This window comes from Marinomonas dokdonensis (assembly GCF_052747885.1).
Map to the genome: position 1 here is coordinate 526,386 of NZ_JBRAND010000001.1, position 15,757 is coordinate 542,142.

General features: G+C 45.0%; 15 protein-coding genes. 6 read left to right on the forward strand and 9 right to left on the reverse strand.

The window, feature by feature from the left end:
• Positions 1-86 precede the first annotated feature (86 nt).
• The 3 genes from rfaD to ACUM5Y_RS02515 are packed head-to-tail and all read left to right on the forward strand — an operon-like array spanning position 87 to position 2,833.
• A complete protein-coding gene (rfaD, locus tag ACUM5Y_RS02505) occupies positions 87-1,034 on the forward strand; it encodes an ADP-glyceromanno-heptose 6-epimerase (protein ID WP_445975269.1) in 948 nt (315 codons plus the stop codon).
• Positions 1,027-2,058: a lipopolysaccharide heptosyltransferase II gene (gene waaF / locus ACUM5Y_RS02510; RefSeq protein WP_445975270.1), complete on the forward strand. Its 1,032-nt coding sequence runs from the start codon at positions 1,027-1,029 to the stop codon at positions 2,056-2,058. The genes rfaD and waaF overlap by 8 nt, the downstream gene beginning before the upstream one ends.
• Positions 2,045-2,833 (forward strand): glycosyltransferase family 2 protein, encoded by a 789-nt coding sequence (locus ACUM5Y_RS02515; protein WP_445975271.1) that lies wholly within the window; start codon positions 2,045-2,047, stop codon positions 2,831-2,833. The genes waaF and ACUM5Y_RS02515 overlap by 14 nt, the downstream gene beginning before the upstream one ends.
• On the opposite strand, the gene ACUM5Y_RS02520 is transcribed toward ACUM5Y_RS02515, so the two are convergent.
• Both ACUM5Y_RS02520 and ACUM5Y_RS02525 read right to left on the reverse strand, forming a co-directional pair.
• Positions 2,830-3,921, reverse strand: a complete 1,092-nt coding sequence (locus tag ACUM5Y_RS02520; RefSeq protein ID WP_445975272.1) for a glycosyltransferase family 4 protein — start codon at positions 3,919-3,921, stop codon at positions 2,830-2,832. The two genes, ACUM5Y_RS02515 and ACUM5Y_RS02520, sit on opposite strands and share 4 nt — an antisense overlap.
• Positions 3,922-3,924: 3 nt before the next feature.
• A complete protein-coding gene (locus ACUM5Y_RS02525) occupies positions 3,925-4,950 on the reverse strand; it encodes a glycosyltransferase family 9 protein (RefSeq protein ID WP_445975273.1) in 1,026 nt (341 codons plus the stop codon).
• A gap of 214 nt (positions 4,951-5,164) precedes the next feature.
• Here ACUM5Y_RS02525 and ACUM5Y_RS02530 point away from each other — a divergent pair, with 214 nt between their 5' ends.
• Positions 5,165-5,482 carry a hypothetical protein gene (locus ACUM5Y_RS02530; protein ID WP_445975274.1) on the forward strand — a complete coding sequence of 106 codons (318 nt, stop codon included), beginning with the start codon at positions 5,165-5,167 and terminating at the stop codon, positions 5,480-5,482.
• An 81-nt stretch (positions 5,483-5,563) separates the two neighbouring features.
• On the opposite strand, the gene ACUM5Y_RS02535 is transcribed toward ACUM5Y_RS02530, so the two are convergent.
• Both ACUM5Y_RS02535 and ACUM5Y_RS02540 read right to left on the reverse strand, forming a co-directional pair.
• A complete protein-coding gene (locus ACUM5Y_RS02535) occupies positions 5,564-6,478 on the reverse strand; it encodes an aldose 1-epimerase (RefSeq protein ID WP_445975275.1) in 915 nt (304 codons plus the stop codon).
• A gap of 16 nt (positions 6,479-6,494) precedes the next feature.
• The gene (locus ACUM5Y_RS02540) at positions 6,495-7,337 is read right to left on the reverse strand and encodes a sulfurtransferase (RefSeq protein ID WP_445975276.1); all 843 of its coding nucleotides are present in this window, start codon (positions 7,335-7,337) and stop codon (positions 6,495-6,497) included.
• Positions 7,338-7,456: 119 nt separating this feature from the next.
• Here ACUM5Y_RS02540 and ACUM5Y_RS02545 point away from each other — a divergent pair, with 119 nt between their 5' ends.
• Positions 7,457-8,221 carry a TlyA family RNA methyltransferase gene (locus tag ACUM5Y_RS02545; protein ID WP_445975277.1) on the forward strand — a complete coding sequence of 255 codons (765 nt, stop codon included), beginning with the start codon at positions 7,457-7,459 and terminating at the stop codon, positions 8,219-8,221.
• A 5-nt stretch (positions 8,222-8,226) separates the two neighbouring features.
• Here ACUM5Y_RS02545 and ACUM5Y_RS02550 read toward each other — a convergent pair whose 3' ends face one another.
• Complete coding sequence (locus ACUM5Y_RS02550; RefSeq protein ID WP_445975278.1) at positions 8,227-9,606, reverse strand: MATE family efflux transporter; 1,380 nt, start codon at positions 9,604-9,606, stop codon at positions 8,227-8,229.
• Positions 9,607-9,730: 124 nt separating this feature from the next.
• A complete protein-coding gene (gene lon, locus ACUM5Y_RS02555; RefSeq protein ID WP_445975279.1) occupies positions 9,731-12,166 on the reverse strand; it encodes an endopeptidase La in 2,436 nt (811 codons plus the stop codon).
• Positions 12,167-12,431: 265 nt separating this feature from the next.
• Between lon and upp the strand changes: the two genes are divergently transcribed.
• Positions 12,432-13,088 carry a uracil phosphoribosyltransferase gene (gene upp, locus ACUM5Y_RS02560; RefSeq protein ID WP_445975280.1) on the forward strand — a complete coding sequence of 219 codons (657 nt, stop codon included), beginning with the start codon at positions 12,432-12,434 and terminating at the stop codon, positions 13,086-13,088.
• A 65-nt stretch (positions 13,089-13,153) separates the two neighbouring features.
• Here the strand turns inward: upp and ACUM5Y_RS02565 are convergent, their stop codons facing one another.
• From ACUM5Y_RS02565 to ACUM5Y_RS02575, 3 genes are all read right to left on the reverse strand, one after another.
• Entirely contained in the window at positions 13,154-13,774 is a 621-nt protein-coding gene (locus tag ACUM5Y_RS02565; protein ID WP_445975281.1) for a LysE family translocator, read from the reverse strand.
• Between the two features lie 3 nt (positions 13,775-13,777).
• Positions 13,778-14,422 (reverse strand): TetR/AcrR family transcriptional regulator, encoded by a 645-nt coding sequence (locus ACUM5Y_RS02570; protein WP_445975282.1) that lies wholly within the window; start codon positions 14,420-14,422, stop codon positions 13,778-13,780.
• Positions 14,423-14,494: 72 nt separating this feature from the next.
• Positions 14,495-15,697, reverse strand: a complete 1,203-nt coding sequence (locus ACUM5Y_RS02575; RefSeq protein ID WP_445975283.1) for a GGDEF domain-containing protein — start codon at positions 15,695-15,697, stop codon at positions 14,495-14,497.
• Positions 15,698-15,757 lie beyond the last annotated feature (60 nt).

Genomic DNA, 15,757 nt, shown 5'->3' on the forward strand with positions numbered 1-15,757 from the left:
CTAGAGTTTAGACTTCTATTCACACTAAATTCAGGGGTTGGCTCAATAAGCGCCAACTTCCACTGACTCATTTAGGACACAATATTATGTATATCGTCACAGGCGGCGCCGGATTTATCGGCAGCAACATCATTAAAGCCTTAAACAACAAGGGCATCACCAACATTTTATTGGTCGACGATCTAACCGACGGCAAAAAGTGCCTAAACCTTTCCGATCTCGACATCGCCGACTACATGGATATGTATGATTTTCTAGACGCGATTAAGAACGACACACTAGACATTGTACCTACCGCTGTTTTCCATGAGGGCGCTTGCTCTGCGACCACTGAATGGAACGGCAAATATGTTATGGATGTTAACTACCAATACTCCAAAGCGGTATTAGATTTTTGTTTAGCGCATAAGGCGCCTTTCTCTTACGCCTCATCAGCCTCTGTCTATGGTTCTGGTCCGGTATTTGAAGAGTCCCGTCAAAATGAAAAGCCTCTTAACATGTATGCTTATTCTAAATTTCAATTTGACCAGTACATTCGTAACATTTTACCAACGGCTAGCAGCCAGATTGTTGGCTTCCGTTACTTCAATGTATACGGACCTCGTGAGCAACATAAAGGCAGCATGGCAAGTGTCGCTTTCCACCTAAGAAATCAGGTGCTTGCTGACGAAAATCCAAAACTATTTGGTGCTTACGATGGTTATGAGGCAGGCGGTCAAAGTCGCGACTTCATTTATGTAGAAGACTTGGTGAATACCAAACTTTGGTTCCTTGAAAACACTGAAAAAAGCGGTATTTTCAACTTAGGTACTGGCAACGCAGAACCTTTCAGAACCATAGCTGAAACCGTCATCAGCCATTACGGTAAAGGGGAAATCGAGTACATTCCCTTCCCAGAACACTTAAAAGGTGCTTACCAAAGCTTTACTCAAGCAGACATCAGTAAATTGCGTGAAGCTGGCTATCAAGGCAACTTCCGCGGTTTGGCACAAGGGGTACAAGACTACCTAAACTGGCTAGACACTAATGGCTAAATACCTAATTGTTGGACCTTCTTGGGTTGGCGACATGGTGATGGCACAAAGCCTTTTCATCTCCCTTAAACAAACAGATGAAAAGGCCATTATTGATGTTATTGGCCCCAATTGGTCACTACCAGTTCTGGCCCGCATGCCTCAAGTCAGAAACGCCATTGCCCTACCTACCGGCCATGGGGAATGGGGTATTAGCACCCGCCGAAAATTGGGTCATAGCTTACGTCATGAGCAGTATGATGAAGCCATTGTGATGCCTCGTTCTTGGAAGTCGGCTTTGGTTCCCTTCTTTGCTAAAGCCAAACATAGAGTTGGCTTTCATGGTGAACAGAGATATATATTGCTAAACGAGCGTCGTAAGCTTGATAAAAGTATCTTAAACCAAACGGTAAAGCGCTTTGTCTCCCTCGGTTTACCTAAGCAACAGGCTTACCCTCCGCTTGAGCTTCCGCAACCAAAACTTGAACTTGATGCAAATAATCAACAAGCCTTGTACGACAGTCTAAAGCTTTCACAGCGACCTGCCCTAGCCTTAATGGCAGGGGCCGAGTTTGGCCCTTCTAAACAATGGCCTATTGCTTACTTTCATCAAGTTGCCCAGCACGCGATTGCCTCCGGCTATCAAGTTTGGGTATTAGGTGGACCAAAAGATCAAGCTGATGGGGATAAAATCGTCGCTGGCCTTGGTGAATATGCCATCAACTTGTGTGGACGCACCTCTTTAGTTGACGCCATTGATTTATTAGGGGCTGCAGAGCAGGCCATTAGTAATGACTCTGGATTAATGCATGTGGCGGCCGCAGTAGGTACTCATGTGCACGGCATTTATGGCTCCACCAGCGAACTCTTTACGCCACCCCTTACTGAAAAAGCCGATATTCACAACCTGCATCTTGATTGCTCTCCTTGCTTCAAACGCCAGTGCCCGCTTGGTCATACTGACTGTCAAAACAAGCTCTACCCAGAAAGCATTATTAATGCATTAAACCTACCCAATCCGGAAACCCTGCATGACTTCACCTAAGACGACACCCACCTTAAGCGCGGCGTTAATTGTAAAAAATGAGTCTAAAAACCTAGAGGTCTGCTTAAAAAGTCTAGCGGGGTGGGTTGATGAAATTGTCATTCTTGACTCAGGTAGTAACGATGATACTCAGCAAATCGCAGAAAAATACACCTCTAACTTTCACCTCAAAGCAGACTGGCAAGGCTTTGGCCTACAACGACAAGCGGCCCAGAAATTTGTAACTACCGATTATGTACTATGGGTTGACGCTGACGAAGTCGTCACAGATGAGCTGAAACAGAGTATTTTACAAGCCGTGTCGAATGATAAACCGCAAACAGCCTATCAAATAAACCGTAAAAGCTGGGTATTTGGGCGCTTTATTGAACACTCAGGCTGGTATCCTGATTACGTCACAAGGCTCTATAAAATCGATGAGGGGCGTTATTCAGATGATCTTGTGCATGAGAAGGTGATCTTAGAGCAAGACATCAAAATCGACAGCCTAGTAGGTGATCTTACCCATTACACCTATGATGACTTACAGCATTATCTGGTTAAATCCGCGTCATACGCCAAGCTGTCAGCCGATCAAAAACAAGCCCGTGGTAAGACCACCTCATTAAGCAACGCCAGCCTGCATGCCTTCGCCTGCTTCGTAAAAATGTATTTGATCAAACGCGGTTTTTTAGATGGTAAGCAAGGTTTTTTACTTGCGGTGTTATCGGCACATTCTACGTTTGTAAAATATGCCGACCTATGGATTCGCTCCCAACCTAAGCGACCAGACTAAGCTGTCGCTTCTTGATATAAAGCTAACAACGCCTGTACATGTTTGGGTTGATCAAAATGCTCTTGGGCACGCTGCTTAGACAACACAGATAGGCGTTCACGCTCGCTCACATCATCACATAGCAGCGCCAATGCTTTAGCAAACTCGGAGCTATCCGCTGGATCAACAAGTACCCCTGTGTCAGCTATGATTTCTGGTATAGCACCGTGGCATGAGCCAACAATAGCTTTCCCAACCGCCATAGCCTCGATTACCGTCAAACCAAAGGCTTCTAATTGAGAAGGGATAACCACCAGATCCATGTCCATAAGCAAGGCTTGTGTCCGCTCGCTGAAACCATAGAAGGTCACCTTAGATTCAAGCCCATTCGCTTCGACATAGTCTTTTAAAAGCTGAGCATATTCACTAGAGCCACCTGTTTCTGGGCTTAGGCCACCAACAATCACTAGATGAGTATCTTCCCGGGCCAGTAAAGAAAAGGCTTTTAGCAATTCTTCATGGCCTTTGCCATGGGATACCCTCCCCACAACGCCAATTATTTTGCATGTTTCAGACAAACCTAGTTCTTGCTTCAAGCCCAAACCTTGCAACCCTTGATCAGCCATCTCGGTTCCCAGCCATAGGGTTTTATTCCGCTCAGGAGGGACCGGCAAAGCCTTTACATTAAAAGATCGGGTAAAGTGGCTGATGGATAGCAGTAGATCGAGATTACGATAGATAAATCTATGATAGAAATCTTGTTTAGGGCGCTTAACCCCCATGTGGTCAGTATAGATAAGAGTATAACCACAGAGTTTTTTTAACAATACCGCCAGCATTAGATCACTGGATTTATGACAGTGCACATGGCTAATTTCATGCTGTTTTATCCATTTAGCCATTTTGAAAAGCTGGCGATAACCTGCACCACGACTAGAAAGCGTAAAGGTGTCCTTGAATGCTGATGCCATGCTTTGGTGAATTGGAGTGTCCGATTGAGCAACACCATACACATTCTGACCTTGTTGCAGCATCGTTTTACCGACACGAATTGGGTACATTTCTAGTCCGCCGTAGCCTTTGGAAAGACATATGTGCAATACATTCATAAGCTAAACGCTCCTTTTTAATTGAGTATACCAAGCTTCGATTTCAGCGAACCTTGACCTTACCTTCATATCCATTAACTGATCTTCTACTTCATTAGGGGACATAGGTAACCAACGTCCGGAAGTATTTAACGTTTGCCAGCGTAACTGGGTGGAAGAACGTTTCTTGGGATAGAAACCAATGGTTGGCACATCTAGCGCTCCTGCAATATGCAAAGGCCCTGTGGAACCTGCCAGAAATAAACTGCCAGTGGCAATAGAACACATAAAGTCTGCAAGGCCATCATTCTTGTCGTATAAGATGGCTTTCACCTTGCCATCTAGGCTATCCACCAAACCCTGTGAGACTTGAGACTCTCCAGGTCCTGCAGTAATCACAAACTGGAAGTCGTCTAACGAGTCGAGAAAGCAAATAAGCTCCCTCCATTGATCATTACTTAATGTGTTCGAGGAACCACCGGTCACTGGATGCACAAAACAAAGTTTCTTGTTTGCCGGTACGCCAATACTCTCCAGCTTTGTTCGCTGCTGAGCCAAAGCCTCATCAGAATAGGTAAAGATGTCCGAGACATCAGAGCTGACCTTGCCACCTAAAACTTCAATAAAGTAATGGGCTAAATCCAGATTGTAGCGAAACTCTGGTTTTAACGATTGCGAACGGCGCTGTTTCAGCCTGTGCGTGTATAAAAACTGCACCCATTTTGTCGCGGGAGCAAGACGCACAGGAATCTTCGCCTGTCTCACTAAGGTCGCATTATAACGATCAGAAAACAGACAGATTGCGGCATCAAAACCTTGCTCTTGTAACTGCTTCGCCAGTAGGGCTTTTTGCTCTGGATCTTTAGAGTCAATGATGACGTCATCAATCCATGCAAAGGATTCGGCAATGGCTTGAGTATATTTGGGAACTAAGGCCGTAACGGTTGCGTTAGGGAAGGCTTTTTTGATTGCCTGAATGGCCGGCAAAGCTAATACAAAGTCTCCAATTTTATCATTGCGGACCACAAGTATTTTGGTTATTTCGGGCATTCAATCTTTCCTTAAGATTCACTTAGCATGCATGAAGGCGAGTGTTTTCAACCCTGTCACTGCACCTGAAGCGCCTATTATAGCGACAGAAGCCTTCAGACAGTAGCTAATATCCATGTCATTCTAAGAAGGTTTTTCTAGGCTTTCAACGAAAAGAGTAGGCAAACAGACCAATTCACACTAGTCTAAAAGAAAAACAAAAAAGGAGCGTTGCATGAAATTCGAACTGGTTGATCGACAAGGTTATATCCCAGATCTGAACTATGGGGAAAGCGGCCAAGAGCTGGCCTGTTTTGTTCCCAGCGCCTACACATTTCAGCAGACTAACTATCAAAACGGCGAAGGAGAAGTCCTTATTGACGGCCATAGCTGGCAATTCTTCTTTACCCAAGAAGGCATAGGCATCAAGCTCCTTGATGGCATAGTCACTCTCAAAGAAGCCGAAGCTTTCTTACAAGCTATCAAGTCACATATTTGGGGGGACGCTCATCAACAAGTACAAATATTCATGGCAGGCGTGACACCAAAGTAATTCGCCTACTCGCTAGTCAGAGGGCAAATCATTTGCCCTCTGACCACTCACAAATTCATTTAACTAACTCACTACATTAACTCACTTCACTAGAAAGCGAATATCTCCCTGTATTGTTTCGTTCGGCGACAAAATTTGCATGCCACCTTGAGCATCACTCCATTCAGGGTGATTAAACGCATTGGTCACATGGGAGACAGGCTCTAAGCAAAAATGATCTTCGCCTTCTGGGCTATACACCACTAAATGTCGGAACATATCGGAAGCCTTAATCGTCATACAGGCTTTGCTGTCTGGCCACTCAATGCGAGCCAGTCCGTCCCACTGGGTAAAGTTATTATCCAAGCCCTTGAGTAGCTCACCTTGAGCGAGCGCCGCGATCGCCTGATGAGAAAAATCTTCTTGTTCTGGAATGTTTTTCTCTGAGCCTAACCACATTCCCTGACATTTAGCCGTGACTTGCATACCATCTAACCAATTAAAATAAGGATGTAAGCCCATACCTGCAGGCATGGTTTGGGTCGAGGTATTGGTTAATTTAAGGGTGACTTTTAAGCCCTGCTCGGACAGTTCAAACCTCTGCTCAGCAAGATAAGAAAATGGCCAGCCGTGGGATGCAACGTCTTGATGTGGCATATCAAAAACGATACTCAGGCTAGAGGCACTTTGTTCTGTTACTCGCCAAGCTCCCATCCAACTATGGCCATGAATCATAAAGCTACCAGGCAAATTGCTTAACAGTGGGTATTCCTGTTGTTCAAAGAGCAAACGGTCATCTGCAATACGATTAGAAAAAGGAAACAATGGAAAACAACCGGTCTGAAACGCTTTTGGCTCTCTTTGCTCGTTCGCTTGAGCGGCTCTTAGCCAATCGATTCTCTCACCATTTTGATCAAGGCTTTGAAAGGATAAAATTGTGCCCCCTAATTTGGGAGAAATCACCACGGACATAGCCTCATGGGTTAAGCACACATTTTCATTTAACGTATTTTCCATACACACCTCTAACATCTTATTCTTCATTTACTTGTGTCATTCTGAGCATTCGTTTCGCCCACTGGCTCCAAGAGCCCACATACACTCGCTTAGCCTCGATCCCGGCATGGTTAAGTGCTAACACATTATGACAGGCGGTAATTCCGGAACCACAGTAATACACATAATCGCCGCTGTTCAGTAGCCAATCCTGCCACTCTACATGCAGCTGCTCTGCAGGCTTAAATAAGCCCTCAGGGTCTAAATTAGCTGAAAATGGGCGATTAATGGCTCCGGGAATATGTCCAGCGACAGGGTCTATGGTTTCATTTTCCCCATAAAACCTGTCCTCACTTCTCGCATCCACTAATTGAAAACGATCACTTTCTATATTCTCAATCACTTCTTGTTCGCTAACGGCCCAGGGGAAGCTCACCTTGATAGACCCTGTGCTGGCTCTGCCATTCGCTGGTGTTGTCGTCACAGCAAAACCCGCTTTACACCAAGCAGGAAAGCCACCATCCAATACATAAACTTCAATCCCTAACTGCGCCAGCATCCACCAAGCACGAGCCGCGATTGCGCCACTCATGTCATCATAAACCAACACCTTACTTTGTGAAGTTATACCCCAAGCTTGTAAGGAGCGACTAAAATCTTCTTCGCTCGGTAAAGGGTGACGCCCTGTTAGCTCTGTAATTGTGCCAGCTAACTGATCATGGACATCCACAAAGATGGCATTAGGTATGCGGCCTTTTTCATACTCTTGTTTACCTTTATGGTGATCGGTTAGATAAAATCGACAATCAAGTATGACCCAATCATTTTGGTTCATACTATTTTGCGCTTGCTCTGCACTCATTAGAGTATGTGTAATCACTGATATTCCTCTTTCGTCCGATCCCAATAAAGGCTTATTCTCAAGCTTAAATCTACTTTGATTCGCTGCAATTTGCTAATATATGCCCATGTTTATTTCACCCTTTCATTGAGTAATCCATGGTACGAATCGACCTTCTCCTTGCGGAACGTGGCCTAGCTAAGTCCCGATCACAGGCCCAAACCTTCATAAATGAAGGTCGGGTAAGCTATCAACAAGATGAAAAATGGCTGACCGCTACCAAGACTAGCCTCAAGTTAGCCCCCGAATGCGAGCTAAAAGTAACACCTCACGAAGCGGACAAATATGTCTCACGAGGGGCGCTGAAACTTGAAGGTGCACTAAAGCACACCAAACTAGACATTACAGGCTTTCAGGTACTTGATGTCGGGCAATCTACTGGTGGTTTTTCTGACTGTGCTATTCAACATGGTGCTGAGCATGTTGTCGGGGTGGAAGTTGGGCACGACCAACTCGATAAAAGACTACGAAATGATAACCGTATCACCTGTCTAGAAGGTATCAATGCTCGCCATCTTAGTCAGGCGGATTTGGGTGAACACTGCCCGCCTGCAGGTTTTGACCTAGTGGTTATGGATGTGTCTTTTATATCCCAAAGCAAAATTTTACCTCAGCTGCCTGCGCTATTAAAAAGCCAAGGCCATCTGATCACCTTGGTGAAGCCACAGTTTGAAGTAGGCAAAGAGTTTATCGGTAAAGGTGGCCTAGTGAAGGGCAAAGCGCCTGTCGCACAACTCGCCAAAGACATGCAAGAATTAGTGAAAGCTTTAGGCTTTCAAGTTAAATGTTATATTGATAGCCCTATTAAGGGCGGAGATGGTAACCAAGAGTATTTGATGTGGGCACAATATAAGCCAGCATAAAAGGACTAAATCACCTCTTCATATTGGCTGCTGTTAGTGACCACAATGCTTTCAGCATCCTTTTCTTCAAGCTCACTAATATAGTTGCGCGCCATAACAAAGCCTAAACACCCAAAAATAATAGAACCCACTGCTTGACCAAAAAATACGGCTTCCGCGTCCATAAAGAAAGCAAAGAAAGCAATCAATGGCCAAGTGCCAAGAGTCGCTCGGCCGAAGTTAAGCATGGTGCTATTGAAGGGGCGTCCTAGGTTATTAAAGACCGCAATAGAGATAAACAGCATACTCTGGAAGAAAAAGCTAAACGATACAAAGGTGGCAAAGAAACGAATCAACTTAGCGGTTTCGGGCGTGGCATTAAACACCTGAACCAGCCAACCCTGTATCTGATATAAAGAAAAACACAATACTAAACAATAGAGAAAGGCATACACCACGGCACTAGTGATGGCACTGTGCATACGATCAAACCGCCTCGCCCCATAGTTTTGTCCTAAAATAGGACCGACAGCACCGGAAAGCGCAAACAAGCCTCCAAACACCACAGGAATCACTCGCCCTATTATCGCAACAGCCGCCACAGTATCAACACCAAAGTCCGCCGCTTGTGCCATAACAATCGCATTTGCCAAAGGTGAGGACATATTAGTGAGCATGGCGGGTATGGCGATTTTACAAATCGCACGCGAGTCTTTCAGCAAATCCATTAGGTCAAACTCACCCAATATTTTATGCACATGCACCACGCAATAATAAGATACCGCTACCATAGACAAACGAGCCATCAAGGAGGCAATAGCCGCTCCTTGGACCCCTAGACCAAACCCAAAGATTAAAAACGGATCCAAAATGGCATTCACAAGTCCACCAAATAATGTGGCATACATGGCTCGGCGGGCATCCCCTAGGGCACGCATAATGCCCGAACATATCATGCCTATCATCACTGCAGGCATAGCAGGAACCAATATTTGCAAATACTCAGTGGACAGGTCCAAGGTGCGACCGGTCGCACCTATATAAAACAGCAAATGGGGGATTTTCGGCCATAATAGCCAAACAACTACAGAGGAAAAGAGAATACCGAAAGCCAGCACGTTAACGGCTCGGCGCTTGGCTAACGCTAGATCGCCCTCACCTATGGCCTTGGAGACCAATGCGGTTGCAGATATGGACACAGCTACACTGATGGAAACAGTGAAAAATACCAGTGTACTGGCAAAGCCCACTGCCGCCACCGCTTCTTTCTCATCCAACATGGACAAGAACAACATGTCCACTAAGTCCACCAAAAACATGCACATGAGGCCTAAAGCCCCAGTTACCGACATGGTAACTACATGTTTAAAGGTCGAGCCTTGTGTCAACTTTGCCTGTACCGGCATTCAGTTCCCCTGATCAATATCTGCATCTTTGGCGTAGGACCAAATAAAAAGAGCCAGACAAGGTCTGGCTCTTTTTATTTTCTCATGTATGGCGGCACGATAGAATGCTTAACGATACAATCTATTAGTGAATATCGTTATTTACACGATTAAATACCACTTTTTCCACATCCGTAAAACGCTCGGCAAAGTGGACCGTAATACCTTCTTTCACCGAGTCTGGTAATCCCTCAAAATCCCGTCGGTTCGGCTCCGGCAATATTACTTCACTGATTTTACTGCGCTTCGCTGCAATGATTTTCTCGCGAATGCCACCCACGGCCAGCACCTGGCCTGTCAATGTCAGCTCCCCAGTCATCGCCAAACCTTTGCGTACTGGCTCACCTTTAGCAAGGGACATTAAGGCAGTGGCCATGGAAATCCCAGCACTAGGGCCATCTTTCGGGGTAGCGCCTTCTGGCACATGCAAATGCACTAGACACTTGTCGAAAAACTCCGGATGGCGTTGGTAGCTCTTGGTATGGGAAAAAACATAGGAATACGCAATTTCAGCGGACTCCTTCATTACATCACCCAGCTTACCTGTGAGCTTTAAACCACGGGTTAGCTCATGGACTTTATTGGCTTCAATCGGCAAGGTTGCCCCACCCATAGATGTCCAAGCAAGACCTGTCACCACACCGACACCATGCAAGGTTTTTTCAGGTCGGAAATAAGGCATACCCAACAAGGTCTCAACATCCTTCACGCCCACATTGATATGGTCAGTTTCTTGCGAAAGGAGCGTCACCACAGACTTGCGCAACACTTTTTGCAACAACTTATCCAAACCACGAACGCCTGCCTCACGGGCGTAATGCTCGATAATATGACGCAACGCCGCATCTGTAATATTAAGCTGACGTTTCAGTAGCTTGTTTTTCTTCAGTAATTTAGGCCATAAATGCTGTTTTGCGATCGCCAGCTTTTCATCACTGATGTAGCCAGAAAGACGAATCACATCCATTCTGTCCAGCAAAGGCGAAGGTATGGTATCCAACTGATTAGCAGTACAGACGAACAAGGCCTTAGAAAGATCGATGCGCATATCTAAATAGTGGTCTAAAAATTCACTGTTTTGCTCTGGGTCCAATGCCTCCAACAGCGCAGACGCTGGGTCCCCTTGGAAAGATGAGCCAATTTTATCCACTTCATCGAGCATGATGACTGGGTTCTCAACTTCCACATCTTTTAAGGCTTGAACAAATTTACCCGGTAGCGCGCCAATATAGGTACGACGATGACCTTTAATTTCAGCCTCATCCCGCATTCCCCCAAGGCTGAATCGATAAAACTTACGGTTCAAAGACTCAGCAATCGACTTACCTATGGAGGTTTTACCCACCCCTGGCGGTCCCACTAACAACATAATGCTACCGCCCATTTCACCCCGCTGAGCCCCTAATGCTAAGAACTCAATAATACGATCTTTAATGTCGCTCAAACCTGAGTGATGGGCGTCTAGTACTTTGCGCGCGGATTGAATATCCAAGTTGTCTTCGGAATGAACTCCCCAAGGCAGTGCAGTGGCCCAATCAAGATAATTGCGTGTTACACCGTATTCAGGTGAACCGGTTTCCAGAATGCTTAACTTGTGCAATTCATCCTGTATCTTTTTCAACGCCGTTTCTGGGACCTGCTTCCCCTCTAGACGCTGCTCAAAGGTTTCAATATCCGCCGTACGGTCATCTTTGGAAAGACCCAGCTCTTTTTGAATCACTTTTAGCTGCTCTTTTAAAAAGAACTCCCGCTGATGCTCGCTAATTTTTTCATTAACCTCAGCGCTGATCTCATTCTGCAAACGGGCGATTTCCAGCTCTTTCTTAAGCAGGGTAAGCGCTAGATTCATACGCGGATGAACCTCTAACGTCGACAGAATCTCATACAATTCATTTGCTTCTGCAGAGGTAATTGAGGCTGCGAAATCTGCCAACAAACCCGACTCCGAGAAGGAAAAGCGACCAAGATATTGGCGCAAATCCTCACTGAACAAAGGGTTCAAACGGATCAGTTCTTTAATCGCATCCAAAATAGCAATGGAATAAGCTTTGGATTCATCATCCTTAGTTTTAGCATCATGTAGATAACGAACCTTTGCCAAGAAAGGACTGGTTTCGCTCAACCATTCAACCACTTCAAAACGCTTCACCCCTTGCGCTAGAAAGGTTACTTTGTCATTTTGCTTTTCCGCTTTATGGATACGAGCGACACAACCGATATCCCGAAAGTTTTCCACCGAAGGCGCCGCTTTGCCCACTTTATCCGCATACACTAGCCCCACCGCCGCTTGTGGCTGCTCAGCTAAACGCTCTAAAGTGTCTTCCCAAGGGTCTGCATCAACCATGACGGGTTGCACTTGCGCCGGGAAAAATGGACGACTTGAAATTGGCAGTATGTATAAGGTATCTGGTAAGACATCGTCAGGAAGTGCTAACGCTCTTGGGTCACTGATAACAACCTCAGTTTCTTCTTCTATAAAATCATCATTTTCTTTATCTAAATACGTATCATCATTTTTCATATGCTTTCTCTATTTCTTCACTCGGTGACATTCAGATTTGGCCAAACGGTCACCCAGTGTTCAACTAATGGTGAATTCGATATTCATTTATGTAATGTCAATTTGCTTGAAAACAATCCCCAGCAAGGATTTGAGTATTTTTTCCGTTATTTGCTAAGCTGCTGACTGTAAAGACAAGATTAGCCTCTGGACTAGATGAATTTATGGTATGATCCCTGCAACAAAACCAGTGACTATGCCTTCCATCAATTTTAAGGACGCCCCAATGACTCGCGAAGACATTCTTAGCAAATACCCTGACATCACTCTTACCGATCACCCTTTCATCCAGCATAAATTAACCAGCTTACGCGACAAAACAACCAGCACCCGTGAATTTCGCATGTTGGTGGAAGAGCTTGGCACGTTGATTGGCTACGAAGCGACTCGCGACTTAGATACAGTAGAAGTTGAAATTGAGACGCCGCTTGAAAAGGCTATGTGTCCTGTTTTAAAAGGCAAAAAGTTGTGTGTTGTGACCATCATGCGTGCCGGTAATGGCTTGGCAGAAGGCGTGCTAAAACTGTCTCCATCCGCTCGTGTGGGCCATGTTGGCTTGTACCGCGACCCAGAAACAAAGCAGCCAGTGGAATACTACTTAAAAATGCCACATTCTGTGAATGAGCGTACCATTATTGTTGTAGACCCTATGCTCGCAACAGGCAACTCAGCGATCATGGCCATTGATAAAATGAAGGAAATGGGCGCTACCGACATACGCTTTATCTGTCTTTTTGCTGCACCAGAGGGCATCGAAGCCTTTAAAGAAGCGCATCCTGATACAGCTATGTACATAGGGGCAATTGACCGTGGTTTGGATGAAAAAGCTTACATCCGTCCAGGTGTGGGTGATGCAGGGGATCGTATTTACGGTACTCAGTAGCCTTAATGTCATCTAAAACGATGTTTCAAACGAAAGCCTCTTCATCATGAAGAGGCTTTTTTGTATTAGCTCTTAAGCGCTAAAAACGCACCAGCACCAGCCATAATGCCGCCAGCACTACGGTTTAGCGTCACCATGGATTTTTCCGATTTCATCAAGCGTCTCGCCTGCGCTGCACTAATAGCGATTAACGTAAGACCGAGCAATAAAGCTGTAAAAGCGAGCACAGAGGCCAGTACTATATCGCCACCATCGAGCACGGTAAGGTCCATAAAAGTGGGTAAGAACGCCACATAAAACAAGATCACCTTGGGGTTTGATGCAGAAATCATAAAGCCTTGCATGAAGCTAGCAAAACCATTTTTATTGCTCACAGGCTCATTGCCCTCAGCAGAAGACACGGGTTTTGCTGTCCACATTTTCCAACCCAAATACATGAGGTAAGCCGCCCCTAGGTAACGAATAACCAAAAAGACCTCTTCCCATGTTGTTGCTATGGCCGCCAAACCAAAGCATGCCATCACTAAATACACAATATCACTTAATGCCATGCCCACACATAAGCCAACACAGGCTTTGGCTCCCATTGTCATACTGCGTGCCAGAATTGCGAATACGCCAGGTCCTGGTGTGATGCTAAAAATAAAAATGGCAACAAAAAAAGTCAGTGCACTTTCTAATGTCATGTTCTAATCCTCTTTAATACCGCAGCCAGCCAATACCATACTGGTAATAAAGCTTTTCGCTGCATCGTAATCCTTATCTTCTAGTTCGTCTTTATTCAAAACAATTTTTATTTGCGCATCAAAGTCCGCATAGGTTTGAGTCATCGCCCACATACTGATAAAAAGATGTTCGCTGTCCACAGAATGCATCAAGCCAAGATCAATCCACTTTTCTATAGTGGCTTTTTCGCGACTCAGTTCCGTAACAAAATAGTCTCGTAAATATTGCAGTACAAACTCCTCTTCACCAATTAACGCCATAGCAAAGACTTTAGAGGCATTCGGTCGTGATCTAGACTGGTCTATTTTCTCACTGATATAACGGGTCAAGTTTGCCTTAGGCCCTTCTTCGAAGTTGAATAAACTTACCGAATGCAGCCACATGGTTAAAATTCGCTCCAAAACCGCATCCAGTAAATCTTGCTTAGAGCGATAATAGTAATGGACATTGGCTTTGGGTAAACCCGCTTCATCCGCGATCATTTGTGTCGTCGTTTTCGCCAAGCCTTGACGAGCAAACACACGCTCTGCCGTATCCAAAATCAGCTCTTGGTTTTGAGCTCGAATATGTGTCTTAAGCTGATTCTTAGCGCGTTTTTGTGGTTCCAAAAATATACCCCTTAGAAAGTAATTTAAGATGTCGTAAACTAAGCCTTACTGGGAACATCTCTTTGATCCTTGTTAAGACTTAACAGCTCCGACACTAATACGGTTGCGGCCTTTCTTCTTAGATTGATATAAGGCTTCATCAGCACGCTTAAGTACTTGTGTGGCTTTCTCTCCCGCCTCAGCGATGGCCAAACCAATACTCACTGTAACACTTACTTCTATTTCCTGTTGTGTCTTGGGCTCAATCACATAAATTTCTGTCGCTGCGATCTCTTCCCTCAAACCTTCTAGAATATCTTTCACATCCTCTAAGCGCTTATGAGTGAAAACAAGCGTAAATTCCTCACCACCAAAACGGTAGCCGCGCCCCTTAGCCGTCTGTTTAATTTTTTTCGCCACCTGCCTAAGAACTTTATCGCCCATATCATGACCATAGGTGTCATTAAACTTCTTAAAATGGTCCACATCTATCATGGCTAGAGCATAGTTTTTCGGCAAACTCACCAGCTTTTCGTTTAATGCACGTCGCCCTGGCAAGAGGGTTAAATCATCCACATAAGCCATGCGATGACTTTCTTGTAATGAAAACCACACCCAAACCAATAAACTTGCGGACAGCAACACAGTAAACTGCATTGGTGTTACTGGTGCCTTCGCCATCACAAACATTACCAATAGGCTAATTAAACTACAGGCTCGATACATATCTCCATGGCGCCACCACCCGCACCCAATCGTTAGGAAAGAGACAGAGAAGGTCATCCAATACAGCAGAGTCGATAGACTTAAATCTCCATAGAGCTTGGTATTGGATAGAAAACCAAACACGAACCATTGCTGGTCCAGTGCATAGCTCCAAGCCATAAGGACACCAATCAATAACAAGCGATTGATGGCAAATCGGTTAAAAAAGCCTCGTTCCTGTAGCAAGGTCATCATGGTAAAGCCCACACAAGAAGCCAGCCAATAGCCAGAAAGAAATGCTAACTGATTAAGATTTGATAAAACAATCGGGGCAAGCAGTAGCAGAATGGCGATCAGTGCTCGCCCTTTATTAAAGTGCCAGGCTAAAAAGCCTCCCATCAGCGCACAAATAATCGGCGAAAAAGCCAATAACTGTGCCCACAGTGGCGTTAACTCCTTTATTTGTAAACACACATAGGCGCTTGCCAAAAAAATGACAAAAGGCACCAACAAAGACCTTAAACGCTCTAACATAAATAAAATATAACCATCTTTTTCAATAACAGAGAGGCTCTTGTGCTGGCTATCCATTCCAACAACCCGGTGCCGTTTACAAAGAATAACAGATTGTTCCACCACTATGACGTGCTG